14 protein-coding genes and 1 pseudogene are annotated in these 17,365 nt (G+C 47.2%); 12 read left to right on the forward strand and 3 right to left on the reverse strand.

Annotated features, from left to right (window positions below):
• Nucleotides 1-106: 106 nt before the first annotated feature.
• The 8 genes and pseudogenes from ICN48_RS07910 (at nucleotide 107) to rng (ending at nucleotide 6,784) form a co-directional block, all read left to right on the forward strand.
• A complete protein-coding gene (locus ICN48_RS07910; protein WP_216153164.1) occupies nucleotides 107-826 on the forward strand; it encodes a YebC/PmpR family DNA-binding transcriptional regulator in 720 nt (239 codons plus the stop codon).
• A 30-nt stretch (nucleotides 827-856) separates the two neighbouring features.
• On the forward strand, nucleotides 857-2,134 hold the full coding sequence (gene purD / locus ICN48_RS07915; RefSeq protein WP_216153165.1) for a phosphoribosylamine--glycine ligase: 1,278 nt from the start codon (nucleotides 857-859) through the stop codon (nucleotides 2,132-2,134).
• 41 nt (nucleotides 2,135-2,175) lie between these two features.
• The gene (gene hemF / locus ICN48_RS07920) at nucleotides 2,176-3,087 is read left to right on the forward strand and encodes an oxygen-dependent coproporphyrinogen oxidase (RefSeq protein WP_216153197.1); all 912 of its coding nucleotides are present in this window, start codon (nucleotides 2,176-2,178) and stop codon (nucleotides 3,085-3,087) included.
• Nucleotides 3,084-3,788, forward strand: a complete 705-nt coding sequence (locus tag ICN48_RS07925) for a nicotinate-nucleotide adenylyltransferase (RefSeq protein ID WP_216153166.1) — start codon at nucleotides 3,084-3,086, stop codon at nucleotides 3,786-3,788. Before hemF ends, ICN48_RS07925 begins: the two co-directional genes overlap by 4 nt.
• Nucleotides 3,789-3,833: 45 nt before the next feature.
• Nucleotides 3,834-4,220, forward strand: a pseudogene (gene rsfS, locus ICN48_RS07930) (ribosome silencing factor); the annotation flags it as partial.
• 23 nt (nucleotides 4,221-4,243) lie between these two features.
• Nucleotides 4,244-4,687 (forward strand): 23S rRNA (pseudouridine(1915)-N(3))-methyltransferase RlmH, encoded by a 444-nt coding sequence (gene rlmH / locus ICN48_RS07935; RefSeq protein ID WP_216153168.1) that lies wholly within the window; start codon nucleotides 4,244-4,246, stop codon nucleotides 4,685-4,687.
• Nucleotides 4,680-5,324, forward strand: a complete 645-nt coding sequence (locus tag ICN48_RS07940; protein ID WP_370624181.1) for a nucleoside triphosphate pyrophosphatase — start codon at nucleotides 4,680-4,682, stop codon at nucleotides 5,322-5,324. The genes rlmH and ICN48_RS07940 overlap by 8 nt, the downstream gene beginning before the upstream one ends.
• Nucleotides 5,321-6,784, forward strand: a complete 1,464-nt coding sequence (gene rng, locus ICN48_RS07945) for a ribonuclease G (protein ID WP_216153170.1) — start codon at nucleotides 5,321-5,323, stop codon at nucleotides 6,782-6,784. The genes ICN48_RS07940 and rng overlap by 4 nt, the downstream gene beginning before the upstream one ends.
• Before the next feature lie 26 nt (nucleotides 6,785-6,810).
• On the opposite strand, the gene msbA is transcribed toward rng, so the two are convergent.
• Complete coding sequence (msbA, locus tag ICN48_RS07950; protein ID WP_216153171.1) at nucleotides 6,811-8,574, reverse strand: lipid A export permease/ATP-binding protein MsbA; 1,764 nt, start codon at nucleotides 8,572-8,574, stop codon at nucleotides 6,811-6,813.
• Nucleotides 8,575-8,584: 10 nt separating this feature from the next.
• Between msbA and ICN48_RS07955 the strand changes: the two genes are divergently transcribed.
• The 3 genes from ICN48_RS07955 to ICN48_RS07965 are packed head-to-tail and all read left to right on the forward strand — an operon-like array spanning nucleotide 8,585 to nucleotide 11,294.
• Complete coding sequence (locus ICN48_RS07955) at nucleotides 8,585-9,346, forward strand: glycosyltransferase family 2 protein (RefSeq protein WP_216153172.1); 762 nt, start codon at nucleotides 8,585-8,587, stop codon at nucleotides 9,344-9,346.
• A complete protein-coding gene (locus ICN48_RS07960) occupies nucleotides 9,343-10,122 on the forward strand; it encodes a glycosyltransferase family 2 protein (RefSeq protein ID WP_216153173.1) in 780 nt (259 codons plus the stop codon). Before ICN48_RS07955 ends, ICN48_RS07960 begins: the two co-directional genes overlap by 4 nt.
• A gap of 14 nt (nucleotides 10,123-10,136) precedes the next feature.
• Nucleotides 10,137-11,294, forward strand: coding sequence for a glycosyltransferase family 9 protein (locus ICN48_RS07965; RefSeq protein WP_216153174.1), 1,158 nt, complete (start codon nucleotides 10,137-10,139; stop codon nucleotides 11,292-11,294).
• Between the two features lie 27 nt (nucleotides 11,295-11,321).
• Here ICN48_RS07965 and dnaE read toward each other — a convergent pair whose 3' ends face one another.
• On the reverse strand, nucleotides 11,322-14,939 hold the full coding sequence (gene dnaE, locus ICN48_RS07970) for a DNA polymerase III subunit alpha (RefSeq protein WP_216153175.1): 3,618 nt from the start codon (nucleotides 14,937-14,939) through the stop codon (nucleotides 11,322-11,324).
• 3 nt (nucleotides 14,940-14,942) lie between these two features.
• On the opposite strand from dnaE, the gene gluQRS reads away from it, so the two are divergent.
• Nucleotides 14,943-15,893 carry a tRNA glutamyl-Q(34) synthetase GluQRS gene (gene gluQRS / locus ICN48_RS07975; RefSeq protein ID WP_216153176.1) on the forward strand — a complete coding sequence of 317 codons (951 nt, stop codon included), beginning with the start codon at nucleotides 14,943-14,945 and terminating at the stop codon, nucleotides 15,891-15,893.
• 14 nt (nucleotides 15,894-15,907) lie between these two features.
• On the opposite strand, the gene ICN48_RS07980 is transcribed toward gluQRS, so the two are convergent.
• Nucleotides 15,908-17,365: a DEAD/DEAH box helicase gene (locus ICN48_RS07980; RefSeq protein ID WP_216153177.1), complete on the reverse strand. Its 1,458-nt coding sequence runs from the start codon at nucleotides 17,363-17,365 to the stop codon at nucleotides 15,908-15,910.

Raw genomic sequence — 17,365 nt, forward strand, 5'->3', positions numbered from 1 at the left:
CTAAGACATGAGAGTGTAACAAAAAATGGTTAGATACCCCCTACCTCGGGTCTAGAACCCCTTAAAATGAGGTCTTCTAGCCAAATCATTAAAAGGACTTACCCGTATGGCCGGCCATTCGAAATGGGCCAATATTCAACACCGCAAAGGTCGTCAGGACGAAAAACGCGGCAAGATTTGGACCAAACTCATTAAAGAAATTACCGTAGCTGCCAAATTAGGTGGTGGTGATATTGCTACAAACCCACGTTTACGTCTGGCTATTGATAAGGCCAAAGACTCTAATATGCCGAACGATAACGTGCAAAGAGCGATTCAGCGTGGTACGGGCTCACTCGAGGGTGTGAACTATGAAGAGATTCGTTACGAGGGCTACGGCATTAATGGCGCAGCCATCATTGTTGATTGCTTAACTGATAACCGCACACGTACCGTTGCAGAAGTTCGTCATGCTTTTAATAAGAATGGCGGCAATATGGGTACAGAAGGTTCTGTTGCTTTCTTATTCAACCACTGCGGACAGATGTTATTTGCACCAGGTACTAGCGAAGATCAACTGATGGAAGTGGCATTAGATGCTGGCGCTGAAGATGTCATCACTCATGATGATGGATCTTTAGAGGTGCTCTCCCCCGTTCCTGATTTTTCTAAAGTGCAAGACGCCATTAGCAAGGCAGGCCTCAAGCCTGAATTAGCAACGGTAGCCATGCGCCCCGAGACAGAGATTGCCTTAGAAGGTGATCAGGCAGAAAGCATGCAGAAGTTATTAGATGCACTTGAGAACTTAGATGATGTTCAAGAAGTATTTACGAACGCTGCGCTTTAATTTTTTGTTAATTACTACAGATAGCTTGTTATGAAAATTCTACTAATTGGATCTGGCGGACGCGAACATGCGCTAGCTTGGAAGTTAGCCCAATCCCCCCAAGTGCAAACGGTTTATGTTGCTCCAGGCAATGGTGGTACAGCTACCGCGAAGCAAACCGCTGCAGGTATTGAGAACTTACCCATCACAGGATTGCAAGAGTTGGCTGACTTTGCTAAGCGCGAGAAGATTCATTTAACAGTTGTCGGTCCAGAGGCTCCGCTTGCTGCCGGCATCGTGGATGTATTCCGCAATAATGGCTTGCGTATTTTTGGGCCAACTCAATTAGCAGCCCAGCTGGAGTCTTCTAAGGACTTTTCTAAAGCCTTTATGAAGCGTCATGGCATTCCAACAGCGGATTACCAAACCTTCTCTAATGCAATAGAGGCACATGCCTACATTGATGCCAAAGGTGCGCCGATTGTGATTAAGGCTGATGGACTGGCTGCTGGCAAAGGCGTTGTCGTTGCCATGAATCTTGAAGAAGCACATTCGGCAGTGGACATGATGTTGGCAGACAATAAACTAGGCAATGCAGGTGCCCGTGTAGTGATAGAAGAATTCCTCACGGGGGAAGAAGCAAGTTTTATCGTTTTAGTAGATGGCAAGAATGTTCTTGCATTAGCAACTAGCCAAGATCACAAGCGCTTATTAGATGCCGATCAAGGACCAAACACGGGCGGCATGGGTGCTTACTCCCCTGCTCCAGTAGTTACTCCAGAAATTCATGCACGCGCATTACGTGAAGTGATCATGCCAACTGTTAAAGGCATGAAAGCAGATGGCATTCCTTATACCGGCTTCCTATATGCCGGTCTAATGATCACGCCTGACGGCAAGATCAAGACATTAGAATTTAACTGCCGCATGGGTGACCCAGAGACACAGCCCATCATGGCCCGACTGCGTAGCGATCTGGTCAATGCACTAGATCATGCGGTAGATGGCACACTCAATGAAGTGGAATTGGAATGGGATCGCCGCACAGCCCTTGGCGTTGTGCTGGCTGCTCATAATTATCCAGAGACTCCTCGTGTTGGTGATGTCATTACCGGCATACCTGCTGATACTGAAGATCAAATCACTTTCCATGCTGGCACGAAACTGCAAGATGGCAAAGTGGTGACATCAGGCGGACGCGTGATGTGTGTTGTTGGTCTTGCGGACACTGTTCGTGGCGCCCAACAAAAAGCTTACGATGTGATCAATCACATCAAGTTTGATGACATGCAATATCGCAAAGATATCGGCTACCGCGCAATTAAGTAACCCCATAAAGTTAGAACGCCTTGTCAGATCACCATACCCAAATTGATATCAATGCCTTAAAAGAATATTTTTTAGGCTTGCAAGATCGCATCACCACTGCCATGAGCGCTTTGGATGGTAAGGCCTTTGTTGCTGACGAATGGCATAAACCTGAAGACAGCAAACTTAAAGGATATGGCCGTACCTGCATTTTGAATGGCGGCAATATTCTTGAAAAAGGTGGCGTAGGCTTCTCGCACGTGCGCGGCGATCAAATGCCACCTTCGGCATCGCATCACCGCCCAGAAGTAGCGGGCCGCAGCTTTGAAGCGATGGGCGTTTCCTTAGTCTTTCACCCAAATAATCCCAAGGTACCCACCACCCATATGAACGTGCGCTGCTTTATTGCCCAAGCGCCAGATAAAGAGGCTGTATGGTGGTTTGGGGGTGGCTTTGACTTGACCCCTTACTATGGCGTTGATGAGGACTGCAAACACTTTCATCAAACTGCTAAAGATGCTTTAGATCCATTTGGTGAAGAGCTTTACCCACGTTTTAAAAAATGGTGTGATGAATATTTCTACTTAAAACATCGTGAAGAACCCCGAGGTATTGGCGGCGTTTTCTTTGATGACTTTAATGAGCTCGGTTTTGAGAAGAGCTTTGCGATGACTCGCGCAGTAGGTGATGCATTTATTAACGCTTACCTCCCAATCGTGCAGCGCCGCCATCAAGATGGCTTTACTCCTGAAGAAAAGTCTTTCCAAGAATATCGCCGTGGTCGTTATGTTGAATACAACCTCATCTTTGATCGAGGGACGATCTTTGGCCTGCACTCAGGTGGTCGTACTGAATCTATTCTGATGTCGATGCCACCAGTGGTTCAATGGTGGTACAACTGGCAGCCAACTCCTGGCACGCCAGAGGCTAAGTTATATGACTATTACCTCAAGCCACGAGATTGGCTAGCTTGAGCGCTTTACCTTTGAATACTCCTAAAAAAATTGGCATTCTTGGGGGAACCTTTGATCCCCCTCATGTGGGCCATCTTAAGCTGGCCACTCATTTTTCAAGACTGTTGCGACTAGATGCCCTACTACTCATTCCCAGCGGTGAACCCTGGCAAAAAGGTGCCGGCATTACTCCTGCAGAAGTACGCTTTAAGCTAACTGAGGCTGCAGGAATTGATTTAGCACGAACATTTTTATATCTCAAGATCGCTACTCAAGTAGGCATTGACCGTATGGAGATCGATCGCGCTGGACCAAGCTATGCAATCGATACCGTCAAAGCCTTGCGAGAGCGATTTGGAGCAAATGCTAGCTTGACTTGGCTAATGGGAGCAGATTCCTTGGTGGCGCTTCCTAGCTGGAATTCTTGGGAAAAGCTGAGTCAATACGTCAATTTTGCCGTGGCCACTAGACCGCACCATGATTTACAAGACCAAATTAGTTCTGAAGTGAGGCAATTTATTGAAGATCATCAGGTAAAAAATGTTGCCGCTCTTGAAAATAGCACCGCAGGCCTCATATATATCGATGACAGCTTGAATGTCGATCTATCCTCTACCGAGTTACGCGACCTCCTCAAATCAAGCTCTAGAAGCGCTATAGCATCCGAGCAAATACCAACCCACACCCTAGAAATCATTACAAATCTGGGCTTGTATCAGTAATCAAGCTAAGATCACCCTAAATACAAAAATTATTACCGAGAAAATATGGGCTTACGTAAATTACAACGCGTCGTGATTGATGCCCTAGAAGATGTCAAAGCACAGGATATTCGTGTATATGACACCACCAAATTAAGTGAATTATTCGATCGCGTGATCATTGCTACCGGTTCAAGCAATCGCCAAACCCGCTCTTTAGCAATGTCCGTCAAAGAAGAGGTAAATGCCAAAGGCGGTGAAGTTATTTCTATTGAAGGTTTAGAAACCGGTGAGTGGGTATTGGTAGACTGCGGCGACGTTGTTGTACATATTTTGCAACCGATGCTACGCTCTTACTATCAGCTTGAAGGCATGTGGGGCGCTAAACCAGTCCGCGTCAAATTAGCTGGCGATAAGGGTCTTGCCAAGGCAAGCGAATCTGAAGACGACGAGTAATTTCGTCGTCATTTGCGGCAATGCGACTCACCATAGTTTCAGTTGGCCATAAGATGCCCGAGTGGGTTGCAATAGCTACCCATGACTACATCAAAAGAATGCCTGCTGACTGCAGCATTGAAATCAAAGAGATCAAACCGGATATCACCCCCGCAAAAGAAGCCGTAAGGATTGCTGCAGCTATTCCAAAGGGGTCCAGGGTGATTGCTTTGGATGAACGTGGCAAAGATCAAACTACACAAAACTTAGCGACTCAACTGGCCAGTTGGCGCCAAGAGGGCTTTGACATCACCTTTTTAATTGGTGGGGCGGATGGCTTGGACGCGAGCTTAAAAGCAAGTGCGCAAGCCATGTGGCGACTATCTAGCCTTACCTTGCCTCATGCAATGGCTAGAGTATTGCTTGTTGAGCAACTCTATCGAGCCTGGACCATTCTGCAAGGCCATCCATATCATCGTGAGTAAGTTGATAAATCCCGTGCATTCTTTTATATACCTTGCTTCGCAGAGTCCCCGTCGACAAGAGCTCTTAAAGCAAATCGGTATTCGCTTTGAAATGCTTTTGCCTAGCCCCGATGAAGACAGTGAAAGCATTGAAACTCCCTTGTTCAATGAAAAAGCTCGCGACTATGTTGAGCGCGTTACCTTGGCAAAAAGTGCTGCAGCACTTTCGAGATGGAAAAAAAGTGGGTTGCCGTGGGCCCCGATCCTCTGCGCCGATACTACCGTGAGTCTACCCAATAGTCCTGATGGAGAAATTCTGGGTAAGCCGGCTGATGCAGTAGATGCTGTACGTATTTTGAGCATGCTCAGCGGCAAAATACATGAAGTACTTAGCTCGGTAGCTGTGACCATAAATCCTGATGAAAAACCAATACAATTAGTGCAGGTTTCTGAAGTTCAGTTTGTCAACTTAGCTCCCGAACAAATTTCTGCCTACATCGCCAGCGGTGAACCCTTTGGTAAGGCTGGAGCCTACGGTATCCAAGGCTTAGGTGGTGCCTTTATTCCCTCAATTCAGGGTAGCTATAGCGGTATCATGGGTCTACCTATTTATGAAACCAGCCTTTTGCTGGAACGTGCCCAAGTCAGCAGCATATGAACGAAGAGATACTGATCAATATCACCCCGCAAGAAACGCGCGTTGCTTTAATTCAGCAAGGCGCAGTTCAAGAATTGCAGATTGAGCGCACTCGACAACGAGGTATTGTCGGCAATATCTATTTAGCCAAAGTAGCGCGTGTATTGCCAGGTATGCAATCTGCATTTATTGAGATTGGTCTTGAACGAACTGCTTTTATGCACGTTGCAGACATTACCCAAAATAATCCTCAGGCACAAATTGAAAAATTATTATTTGAGGGGCAAACACTACTAGTACAGGTATTAAAAGATCCGCTAGGCACTAAAGGCGCTCGCCTGACAACCCAATTGAGTATTGCTGGCCGTAATTTGGTTTATTTACCCCCTGCGGGCAGCGATGCTGCAACTGAAAAATATATAGGTGTTTCCCAGCGGATTGATCAACCTGAAGAGCGTGAGGCGATCAAGGCCCGTCTTGCCAGATTGATGGCTGACGATGAAAAAGGCGGCATTATTGTCCGCACCAGCGCCCAAGATGCATCGGATACTGAACTGCAGCATGACATGCTTTACCTGCGCACCACCTGGGAAAACATTCATGCGGCGATGAAACATAATCCGGCCCCCACCCTGCTCTATCAAGACCTCAGTCTTGCTGAGCGAGTCTTGCGTGATGTTGCTGGAGAAGAGACCACTCAAATTCGAGTGGATTCTGCTGAAAATTTCGAGAAGCTTAAAGCCTTTACCACCGCTTACATGCCCAACCTGCTGGGCAAGCTGACTCTACATCGTGGCGAGCGTGCGTTATTTGATTTATTTGATGTGGATGCTGAGATCAATAAGGCCCTCGGTCGTCGAGTAGACTTAAAGTCTGGCGGCTATCTGATGATTGATCAAACGGAGTCCATGACAACGATTGATGTCAATACTGGCAGCTATGTCGGCGCACGCAATCTTGATGATACCGTCTTCAAAACCAACTTGGAAGCAGCTCAAGCGATTGCTCGCCAACTGCGCTTACGCAATCTGGGTGGCATCATCATTATTGACTTCATTGATATGGTTGGCAAAGACCATCAAGAATCCGTGTTGCATGAACTCAAACGTAATCTAGAGCGTGATCATGCGCGTACCTCAGTAAGCGATTTTTCTGCTTTGGGCTTAGTAGAGATGACTCGCAAGCGGACTCGTGAGTCGCTCGCCCATATCACCTGCGAGCCTTGCGCTACCTGTCTTGGCAAGGGTGAGATTAAAACTGCGCAGACAATTTGTTACGAGATTTTGCGAGAGATTGTGCGAGAGCACCGCCAGTTTAATCCGCGAGAATTCCGAATTGTGGCAGCACCTGATGTTATTGATCTATTCCTAGAAGAAGAAAATCAATTCTTGGCACAGCTTGGCGACTTCATTGGCAAACCGATTACCCTCCAGGCTGAGGGTAGCTTCCGTCAAGAACAATACGATATTGTTCTCAGTTAAATTTTCTAAATTTTGGTTGGACTCAATTAGGCGTTTGAGAACTGAATGCGATGTAAATTCGCATACAAGCCGTCTTGCTTAATTAAATCTTCGTGGGAACCATTTTCAACGATCTTGCCATGCTCAAGCACCACAATTCGGTCAGCATGTTCAATGGTTGATAAACGGTGAGCAATCACTAAAGTAGTTCTATTCGCCATTAAGCGCTCAAGCGCCTCCTGAACCTGACGTTCGGATTCAGAATCCAATGCAGAAGTTGCTTCATCCAAAATCAAAATTGGCGCATTTTTATAGATTGCGCGGGCAATAGCCATGCGCTGGCGTTGTCCGCCGGATAAGCGATTACCGTTATCACCCACCATCGAATCAATACCTTCGGGCAACTCTTTGATCAGCGCACTCAAATTAGCAGCCTCCAAAGCTTCCATGACACGTCCACGATCAATACCACCTTGATCGTTGGCGCCATAGGCGACGTTAGCAGCAATCGTATCGTTAAAGAGGATGACATCCTGACTTACAAAAGCAATCTGGCGTCGCACATCGGCCAACACAATATCTTCGATAGGAATGTCATCCAAGAAAATGTGGCCGCTGGTCGGCTTATAGAAGCGTGGCAATAAATTAACGAGCGTAGATTTACCGCCACCTGAAGGTCCAACGAAAGCTACAACTTCACCTGGTTTAATGTTGAGATTGATATTGCGCAAAGCATCTTTTCGCCCGACCTCTTGTTGATATGAAAAGCCAACGTCATCAAAACGAATAGCGCCTTTTGCCTTATTAAGCGGCTTCATATTCTGCTTGTGCTCTTCATCCTCCTCAAAAGGCTGATCCATTAATCCAAAAATCATTTCTGCAGCTGTAAGCCCACGTTGTAGCGGCTGATTAATATCGGCCAAGTGCTTAAGCGGTGAAATTACCAACATCATGGCGGTAATAAAGGCTGCAAAACCACCGACAGTCGTGCCTTCGGTGGCAGATTGCATCAACGCGATGACTAGTACTACGGATAAAGCCATAGAGGCAATCAACTGAGTGATTGGCTGATTTAGACCGCCCGCCACAGCAGACTTCAAAGCAAACTGACGTGCACGTTCAGCCTTTTGTCTAAAACGATTCATTTCGTACTCTTCAGCACCATGAACTTTAACTATCTTATATCCCGCAGCCGCCTCTTCCACAATGTAAGCAAGCTCACTAGTGAGTGTTTGCTGCTCTCTATTTAGGGATCTTAGGCGACGATTAATTTTGCTCATGATGAATGCAATCACCGGGAAAATAACCAGTACCACCAATGTCAATTGCCAGTTTAGGTAGATGAGATAGCCCATTAAACCAATTACAGTGAGTGAATCACGCACCAAGCTAATTAACATTCCCCCCATAACAGAGAGGACATTATTTACTTCAAAGACAACTGCATTAATGAGGTTTGATGCAGAGTTTTGTTGAAAAAAAGCAGTCTTTGCATGCAATAGTGTTTGAAACATTTGCTCACGCAATTTCAATAACACCGCATTAATTACTCGAGTTAATAGATAGTTGGATAAAAATTGAGCCAAACTGCGAACCAAGGCCAAGCCAACCAAAAAAACGGGGACTTGCCAGAGCTTGCTATTGAGCTGACCAGTAAAGCCGCGGTCCAGCAAGGGCTTCATCAGAGCCGGAATGGAGGTTTCGGCGCCAGCCACCAAAGCCATGGCCAAAAGCGACCCAATAATCAAGCCGTAATGGGGCTTGAGGTAGGTAATTAAGCGATTTAGGGCGGTACGGTCTTGAGCATTCATATAATGAATTATGCCCACCTTATCAGTCATACTCATCACCCGCAATGAAGAGGCCAATTTGGACGATTGTCTGGCCTCCCTGGAAGGGATCGCCCAGCAGATCGTAGTGGTTGATACCGATAGTTCAGACCACACCCTAGAAATAGCCAAAAAACATGGGGCAAGCATTTCCCAGCCTGCGGATTGGCCTGGTTTTGGCCCCCAGAAGAATCGCGCTCTAGACCTCGCTACCAGCGAGTGGGTGCTATCCCTAGATGCCGATGAAAGACTGACCCCTGCCCTGAAATCCGAAATTCTGACGGCGATTCATCACAGCGCACACGTAGACTGTTTTGCTATTCCTAGGTTGTCCTGGTATTGCGGGCGCTTTATCCGCCACTCCGGCTGGAGCCCCGATTATGTGGATCGTCTCTTTAGGCGTGGTACTGCGCGCTTCTCGGATGACTTAGTTCACGAGCGACTCATCCCCAATGGTCAGGTCGCAAAGCTATATAACCCGATGTTGCATTACAGCTTTATGAACTATTCACAAGTTCTGCAAAAGCTAGATCGATATTCCACGGCATCGGCAGAGCAAGCATTTGCCAAAGGCAAAACTAGCAGTCCTATTAAGGCAGTTGTACATGGTGTATGGGCATTTATTCGCACATATATTATTCGCGTAGGATTTTTAGATGGCGCCCAAGGATTTGCTTTAGCAGTATCCAATGGTCAAGGCACCTATTACCGCTACATGAAGCTCTGGCATCTAAACCAGGAAGCAAATAAATGATTTCGATTTTGCTGGCCACATACAACTGGCCACAAGCGCTCAAGCTTTGCCTAGAATCGCTAGCTACTCAAACTGATAAGAACTTTGAAATCATTATTGCTGATGATGGCTCTGCTGAGAGTACACGGCACCTTATTGAGGCAATCAAAGCCACTCATCCGATTTCAATCACGCATCTCTGGCAAGAAGATCAGGGCTTTCGGAAAACCAAGATTTTGAATCGGGCAATAGCTGCTGCCCATGGAGACTATTTAGTTTTCCTTGATGGTGATTGCATCGTGCAGCCAGACTTTGTAGCTCGGCATCGTCAATTAGCCCAAAAGGGGTACCTTGTAACTGGCAGTAGAGTCTTGCTGAATGACATTCTGACCGAAGAACTACTCACTTGGGCCCATTGGAGTTTTCAGATATTTTGCACAGGGCTATTAAGCAAGCGCCTTAGTGGTGGCATCAACAAATACTGGCCCCTTAAAATTAAGATAGGTAATGGCTCTTGGCGTGATTACCAAAAATTTGTCTGGCGTCGAATTAAGGGCTGCAATATGGCCTGCTGGAAGGCTGATGCTGAAGCAATTACCGGCTTTGATGAAACCATGACAGGCTGGGGGCATGAAGACGCTGATTTTGTTTTCCGATTACAACACCATGGTATTCGTCGCAAATCTGGCTCATGGTCTACCGAAGTGCTCCATCTCTTTCATAAAATCCACGATCAAAGAAATGCTGCTGAGAATGCCCGTCGCGTGCGTGAAAAGATTTTGGCTAAGGCGCTTTAAGCATATCAATAGCGATGACTAATTACTCCAAGCTCAAGCCTAAAAAAGTACTCTTTATTGCCACCAGGCAAATTGGTGATGTACTGGTAACGACGCCCTTGATAAGCAAAGCTAGAGCGCTCTGGCCGGATGCAGAATTTCATTTCTTGGGATACCGCGGCAAGCTGGAGATGCTCCATGGCAATCCCGACATTGCTGAAGTGATTGAAACGTCTGACCGACCCGGCTTTGGTGAATATCTCTCCCTCTTTAATCGTCTTTTTCAGCGTTATGACTTGGCAGTTGTGACACAACCCAGTGATCGCGCTTACTTCTATGGCTTAGTCGCGGCCTTTAGAAGGGTTGGCGTACTTGGCGGTCATCCTCAAGGCAAAGATGCACAAGATCAACAGAAACGAAGTAAGAGCGAAAAGCAAAACGCTTGGAAGAAATTCATCTGCATGCATACGGTGGGTGTTGACTACTTTAATCAGCATGTCATTACAGAAAAACTATGCCTACTAGAGCCCTTCTTTCAGAATCACTCTGAACTTTTTGCCAAGTCGATTTCGGTTACTCCGCCTACAGGAGAGCCCTTAACACCCGCCATTGTTAACGAACTCAAGCAACCTTATGTCGTTGTGCACCCAGGGCCGCTTACTGCCTACAAACGTTGGCCGCTCGCTTATTGGCAAGCACTCATTACGTGGCTAGTAAAACAAGGTTTTCAGGTGGTGTTAAGCGCCTCCCCTGCCAAGCAAGATGTACAACTCAATCACGACATCATTTCTTTGTTAGATGATGAAAGTAAAAAACAAGTGATCAATGCTGCGGGCAAATTATCGATTCCGCAAGCGGGGACACTGATTCGAAGTGCTGTTTTATATATCGGTGTTGATACCTCGATTACCCATTTAGCCGCTGCATGCAATACTCCAACGATTACGCTATTTGGCGCCACCCCACCAACGAACTTTGGCCCATGGCCCAATGGCTTTATTGGTGAGCAACCCTATCAAATGCGCGCCCGCACCCAAACTGTTGGTAACGTTACCATTCTCCAAGGCCCCGGGGAATGCGCTCCCTGCCGTAAGGCTGGATGCCTAGATAAAGCAGATAGTTATAGCGAGTGTTTGGATTTTCTAGAGCCTCAGCAAGTGATTGAGGCAATTGAGAAAGTATTGTTGAATTAGATTAACCATCAATACTGAATGACGTGACTAGAGGTACTGAATCTGTACAGGGTCTTTTTGCTTAGAGGCTAAAATTTGATTGAGTCCATGCAAACATGCATCATCTGGGTAAATACGTAACTCTTCTGGGAACTGCATTAAGCAAGCGCCACCACTAGTAGTGACAGCAGCAGTGAGCATTAAGCCCTTCATGCCCTCATTCGATCCCAGCCCAGCTGGGGCAGATGCACCCAACTTTGGATCACGTACGCGGTTGGCCATGAGATAAGGGTTAATTTGGCTACGGAGCATTTTGATATCGATCGCGTTATCAATACAAACATGGACGTTGCGAGCAAAGCGCATACGTGCACCAGTAATGTCCATTACTGCCTCAGAGACAATCCGCATTCCGCCAGAGAACTTATCAGGCATCACATTTACCTTGGCAACTAATAGCTCATCTTCTTTTAACCAAGAACGATTGGGTTCGTAGACTTCGCTATACAAGGTCACTTCAAGTGCTGCAGAACCATCATCGATAGTGGCAATCATCATGCGACCACGTTGACCAGTGAGCATTCGTGCAGAAGTGATGATCCCGGCAATGAGTTGATCCTTACCTTCTGCTACCTTGGATAAGGATTGACGAATGAAATGGGAGGTCTCATCACGATAGGCATCGAACATATGGCCCGTTAAGCAAAGGCCTAAAGAAGTCTTCTCTTCTTGTAATCGTTTTTTCTCAGACCAGGTAGGCTCGCGGACCAACTCCGGGAGATGACGATCCTCTTCACCAGCAACTTCAAACAAACTTACTTGATGTATTGATGCCTCGGCTTGTTCAGCAGCCTCAATCGCTCTGGCCAAAGAGGCAAGTAAGGTTGATCGGATGTCATACAGATTGCCATCTGCAGGAACAGAGTCACGATACAAACTATCGAAAGCACCGGCACGCATGAGGGCTTCAATAGCACGACGATTCACTTGGCGACGATCAACACGTGCGCAGAAATCAAATAGATCTTTAAATGGTCCGCCAGTTTCACGTGCCTTCACGATGGATTCAATCGCAGCTTCGCCAGTACCACGAACCGCGCCTAAGCCATAACGAATATGGCTAATTGGGGAGTCTGGAGCAGCATCGGGAGCACGCAATGGCGTGAATTCATAAACACCAGTATTGATATCTGGTGAAAACACCCGAATATTATTAGCCAAGCAATCGTCATACAGGATCTTCACCTTATCGGTGTCGTCCATCGCGAGCGATAAGTTGGCCGCCATAAATTCTGCGGGGTAATACGCTTTGAGCCAAGCAGTTTGGTAAGCTAAGAGTGCGTATGCAGCTGCGTGGGACTTATTAAATCCGTAACCTGCAAAACGCTCCATCAAGTCGTAGATCTCGTTTGCTTTTACCTCTGTAATGCCGCCTGCTTTTGCGCCATCACTAAAGATCTTGCGATGCTGGGCCATTTCTTCTGGCTTTTTCTTACCCATCGCTCGACGTAACATGTCAGCACCACCCAATGAGTAGCCGCCGATCATCTGCGCCATTTGCATCACCTGCTCCTGGTAGACCATGATGCCGTAGGTCTCCCTTAGAACGGGCTCAATACGGGGATCTGGATACTCTACTTTTTGACGACCGTGCTTACGCTCAATAAAGTCCGGAATCAAATCCATTGGACCTGGGCGGTACAAAGCCACCAAGGCAATAATGTCTTCAAAGCGGTCAGGCTTGGCTTCACGGAGCATGCCTTGCATGCCGCGGCTTTCTAGCTGAAATACCGCAACAGTGTTAGCGCGCTTAAGAACATCAAAGGCTTTTTCATCGTCTAACGCAATCTCGCCGATATTCCAATCTCTGCGATCCGCATGTAGCGCTTTAATCCATCGTTCTGCTGCCGCCAAGATGGTTAAGGTGGTCAGACCTAGGAAGTCGAACTTCACTAAACCAATCGCCTCTACGTCATCTTTATCAAATTGACTAATCACGGAGCTACTGTCTTGATCTTTACTTTCTTGGGTGTAAAGAGGACAAAAATCGGTGAGGCGGCCTGGGGCAATCAATACACCACCCGCATGCATACCAACGTTACGGGTCATGCCCTCTAATTGCTGCGCTAAAGAAAGCAACTGACGCACTTCATCTTCATTCTTTTCACGCTCGGCTAGTTGCTTCTCTTCCTTCTTCGCCATTTCAATGGTCATGTACTGACCAGGCTTATTTGGCACCAGCTTAGCAATACCATCTACGAAGTTATAGCCCTGCTCTAGCACGCGCCCTACGTCACGAATCGCTGCTCTTGCAGCCATCGTTCCGAAGGTTGCAATCTGACTGACCGCATCTTTACCGTACTTATCCTTAACGTACTGAATCACACGGTCACGACCGTGCTGACAGAAGTCGATATCGAAGTCGGGCATGGATACCCGCTCTGGATTTAAGAAACGCTCAAACAGCAGGTTGTAACGGAGCGGATCCAAATCGGTAATACCGAGTGAGTAAGCGACTAAAGAGCCCGCACCAGATCCGCGACCAGGACCAACAGGTACGCCATTGTTTTTAGCCCAGTTAATAAAGTCCGCCACGATCAAGAAGTATCCTGGGAAGCCCATTTGAGCAATTGTCTTCACCTCAAAGACCAAGCGCTCGTGATAGCGTGTCATTTCTTTTTCGCGCTCTTCTGCATCTGGGAAATTGCGCTCCATGTGGCGCTTCAAACCAATCTCCGATTGCTGCAAGAGGTAATCATCGAGGGTAATGCCAGGCGGTGTTGGGAAATCCGGTAAACGTGGTTGACCTAAAACCAATGAAAGGTTGCAGCGCTTTGCAATTTCAACCGAGTTCGCCAATGCGGCAGGCAAATCAGCAAAACGCGTTTCCATTTCTTCTTGGGTCAGGAAATACTGCTCGTCATTAAACTTTTTAGCCCTGCGCGGATTACCTAGCAACTCCCCTTCAGCAATACAGACGCGAGCCTCATGCGCAGTAAAGTCGCTTTTTTGCATGAACTGTACTGGGTGGGTGGCCACCACCGGCAGATCTAGTTCACTGGCAAGATGGCACGCAAGTTGGAGTTGCTTTTCATCTTGAGGGTTGCCGCCACGCTGGACTTCGATGTAAAAAGACTGTGGAAAAAGTTTTTCGTAGCGTCTGGCAATGATCTTAGCCTGATCTTCTTGTCCACCCAATAGCGCTGTACCGACTTCGCCCATGCGCGCCCCGGAAAGCGCAATTAACCCATAAGACAGAGTGCGCTTAGCAGCCTTGCCTTCGGCCTTAGCAGCAGGCTCACTAAACCAGGTGGAATCCACTTCAGCACGACCACGCGATTGATTATCTAAAGATGCCCTGCTGAGCAGCTCGCATAAATTGAGATAACCAGAATGGTTTTGGACCAGCAACAATAAACGATACGGCTGATCCGGATCTTGAGGATTGCTAATCCAAACATCTGCTCCAGCAATAGGTTTAATGCCACCAGAGCGGGCAGCGGTATAGAACCGCACCAAACCAAATAAATTACTTAAATCGGTGATGGCCAACGCACCCATCTCATCTTTAACGGCGGCAGCTACCGCATCATCAATGCGCACGACTCCATCCGTAATCGAAAACTCGGAATGGACGCGAAGATGAACAAAACGGGGTGAAGCCATGAGATGATTTTAGCTGTGTCCAAACTCAAAAACCCTTCATCCCCAGCTGGCGGCTATCGCGGGCGATTTGCCCCCTCGCCTACTGGTCCGCTCCATGCCGGATCTTTGGTTGCCGCCCTTGGAAGCTGGTTGGATGCCCGTAAAAATGGAGGTAAATGGCTTCTCAGAATCGAGGATTTAGATACCCCCCGCTGCATACCCGAGGTAACCCAGCAGATTCAGTCTCAATTGCTCGCCTGTGGCCTTTCTTGGGATGAGGAAGTGATCCATCAATCACAGCACCATGAGGCATATCTGAAGGCCTTAGAGCGCTTAAATGGGCTTGAATGCCTGTATTCCTGCACCTGTTCCCGGCAAATGATTGCCAATACCCTGGCAAGCCTAGGAATTGATACGCCCCGCAATCAAGAGATGGTCTATCCCGGTACTTGCCGTCCTGCCTCATTAATGAGCAATGGGGTAGAAACCGTAAAGTCATTACAAAAGGCTTGGCGTATGGCCCTTCCCCAAAACTGCCTTATTGAATTTGAGGACTTAGCGCTGGGACCACAAAGTCAAAATCTCAACACAGAAGTGGGTGATTTTGTCTTGCGTAGAAGTGATGGCCTATTTACCTACCAGCTTGCTGTTGTGGTTGATGATGCTGAACAAGGCATCACCCACATTGTTCGTGGCCAAGACCTATTGAGTAATACCGCAAGGCAAATTTATCTTCAAGGGCTATTGGGATATGAGAGGCCCAAGTATTTACATCTACCTCTTGTGCTTGATGAACATGGTGAGAAGCTCAGCAAGCAAACTCTGGCAACTCAAATTAATACGCAAGATCAGAAGCACTCACTACTAGAGTTACGCAAAGCGGCAAAACATTTAGGATTGAAGAATTTGCCTGATGGCGAGAATGTCACTATTGCAGAGTGGCTATTGGCAGCCACTCATGCATGGCGAAGTTAATTATTCGAAGTGAATTATTTTTTCTTAAAGCCACCAAGCAAAGCACCAACAGCGGGCTTGGCCGGGGTAATACCGACTTTTTTCTCTTCTGGCTTGCTAGCATCTGCAGTAGATGCCGCGGGTGCAGATGGTTCATAAGGCTTATAGAAGAAAGGATCTGACATTTTGGATGGTGCGCTGTAAGAGCTTCTAGATCCACTAGAGCCACCATAACCGCTAGATGATGGACGACTTTGTGAAGGCGCTCCTTCAGGCAAAGGCTGCACATCCAACTTACGCTTCATCAATTTTTCAATATCGTCTAACAAGCGCTTCTCACTGGCATCCACCAAGGCAATCGCATCACCTTTACTACCAGCGCGACCAGTACGACCAATGCGGTGAATGAAGTCTTCTGCGTTATACGGCAGCTCGTGATTAATCACACAAGGCATGTCTGGAATATCTAGACCGCGTGCAGCAACATCGGTTGCTACCAATGCTTCAATCGCGCCAGATTTAAATGCATCTAAAGTTAAAGTACGCTCACCCTGACTCTTATCGCCATGAATCGCGCCGGCTTTGATGCCATCACGCTCTAAGGCACGAGAAAGCTTTGCACAGCCTAAACGGCTATTAGTAAAGATGATGCACTGACGAGATAAACCAGCGCGGGTACGAGCCTCTAAAACTTTCACAATCGCACGTTGCTTATCCGCAGACGAAACCATGTGTACTACTTGCTTCACCGTATCGGCGGCTGCGTTTTGACGAGCTACCTCAACCGTTACGGGAGTGCGTAAATAACTTTGTGCCAGCTTTTTGATTTCTGGCGAGAAGGTTGCGGAGAATAATAATGTTTGTCTTTGCGCAGAAATCAAATCAATGATGCGCTGTAAGTCAGGCAAGAAGCCCATATCGAGCATGCGATCGGCTTCGTCTAAAACCAAAATCTCTACTTGAGAGAGATTGGCAACTTTAGAACCAATGTGATCGAGTAATCGTCCTGGTGTAGCAATCAAAATCTCTACGCCGTTACGCAAAATGGCGACTTGCTCTTTCATATCCACGCCACCATAAACAACAGCAGCGCGCAAATCAGTATGTTTGGAATAACTAGCTGCATTCTCAGACACTTGCACGGCCAACTCGCGAGTTGGGGTCAGAACAAGCGCACGAATCGGATGGCGTGCGGGTGAGGCGCTATTGCTAGCGTGACGCAAAATCTTTTGAATGATCGGCAATACAAAGGCGGCAGTCTTACCGGTACCGGTTTGTGCTGCACCCATCAAGTCACTTCCTGCTAATACATGCGGTATTGATTGCGCTTGAATCGGAGTAGGAATGGTGTAGCCCTGCTCCAGAACCGCTTTTTGAATTTTCGGGTCTAAACCAAAGTCAGCAAAAGTGATTGTTGCTGGAGGGGTAACACCAGGAGTGGCGGTATCGCTCACCCCTGTAGAAGAATTTATTTCAGTAGCAGTATTTGTCAA

Source organism: Polynucleobacter sp. JS-Safj-400b-B2, assembly GCF_018881975.1.
Taxonomy (GTDB): domain Bacteria; phylum Pseudomonadota; class Gammaproteobacteria; order Burkholderiales; family Burkholderiaceae; genus Polynucleobacter.

Coding starts and splice junctions, on each gene's coding strand:
- purD (WP_216153165.1), top strand. CDS start 857: ATGAAAATTCTACTAATTGGATCTGGCGGACGCGAACATGCGCTAGCT.
- ICN48_RS07960 (WP_216153173.1), top strand. CDS start 9,343: ATGATTTCGATTTTGCTGGCCACATACAACTGGCCACAAGCGCTCAAG.
- rng (WP_216153170.1), top strand. CDS start 5,321: ATGAACGAAGAGATACTGATCAATATCACCCCGCAAGAAACGCGCGTT.
- ICN48_RS07965 (WP_216153174.1), top strand. CDS start 10,137: ATGACTAATTACTCCAAGCTCAAGCCTAAAAAAGTACTCTTTATTGCC.
- ICN48_RS07910 (WP_216153164.1), top strand. CDS start 107: ATGGCCGGCCATTCGAAATGGGCCAATATTCAACACCGCAAAGGTCGT.
- dnaE (WP_216153175.1), bottom strand. CDS start 14,939: ATGGCTTCACCCCGTTTTGTTCATCTTCGCGTCCATTCCGAGTTTTCG.
- ICN48_RS07955 (WP_216153172.1), top strand. CDS start 8,585: ATGCCCACCTTATCAGTCATACTCATCACCCGCAATGAAGAGGCCAAT.
- gluQRS (WP_216153176.1), top strand. CDS start 14,943: ATGATTTTAGCTGTGTCCAAACTCAAAAACCCTTCATCCCCAGCTGGC.
- msbA (WP_216153171.1), bottom strand. CDS start 8,574: ATGAATGCTCAAGACCGTACCGCCCTAAATCGCTTAATTACCTACCTC.
- rlmH (WP_216153168.1), top strand. CDS start 4,244: ATGCGACTCACCATAGTTTCAGTTGGCCATAAGATGCCCGAGTGGGTT.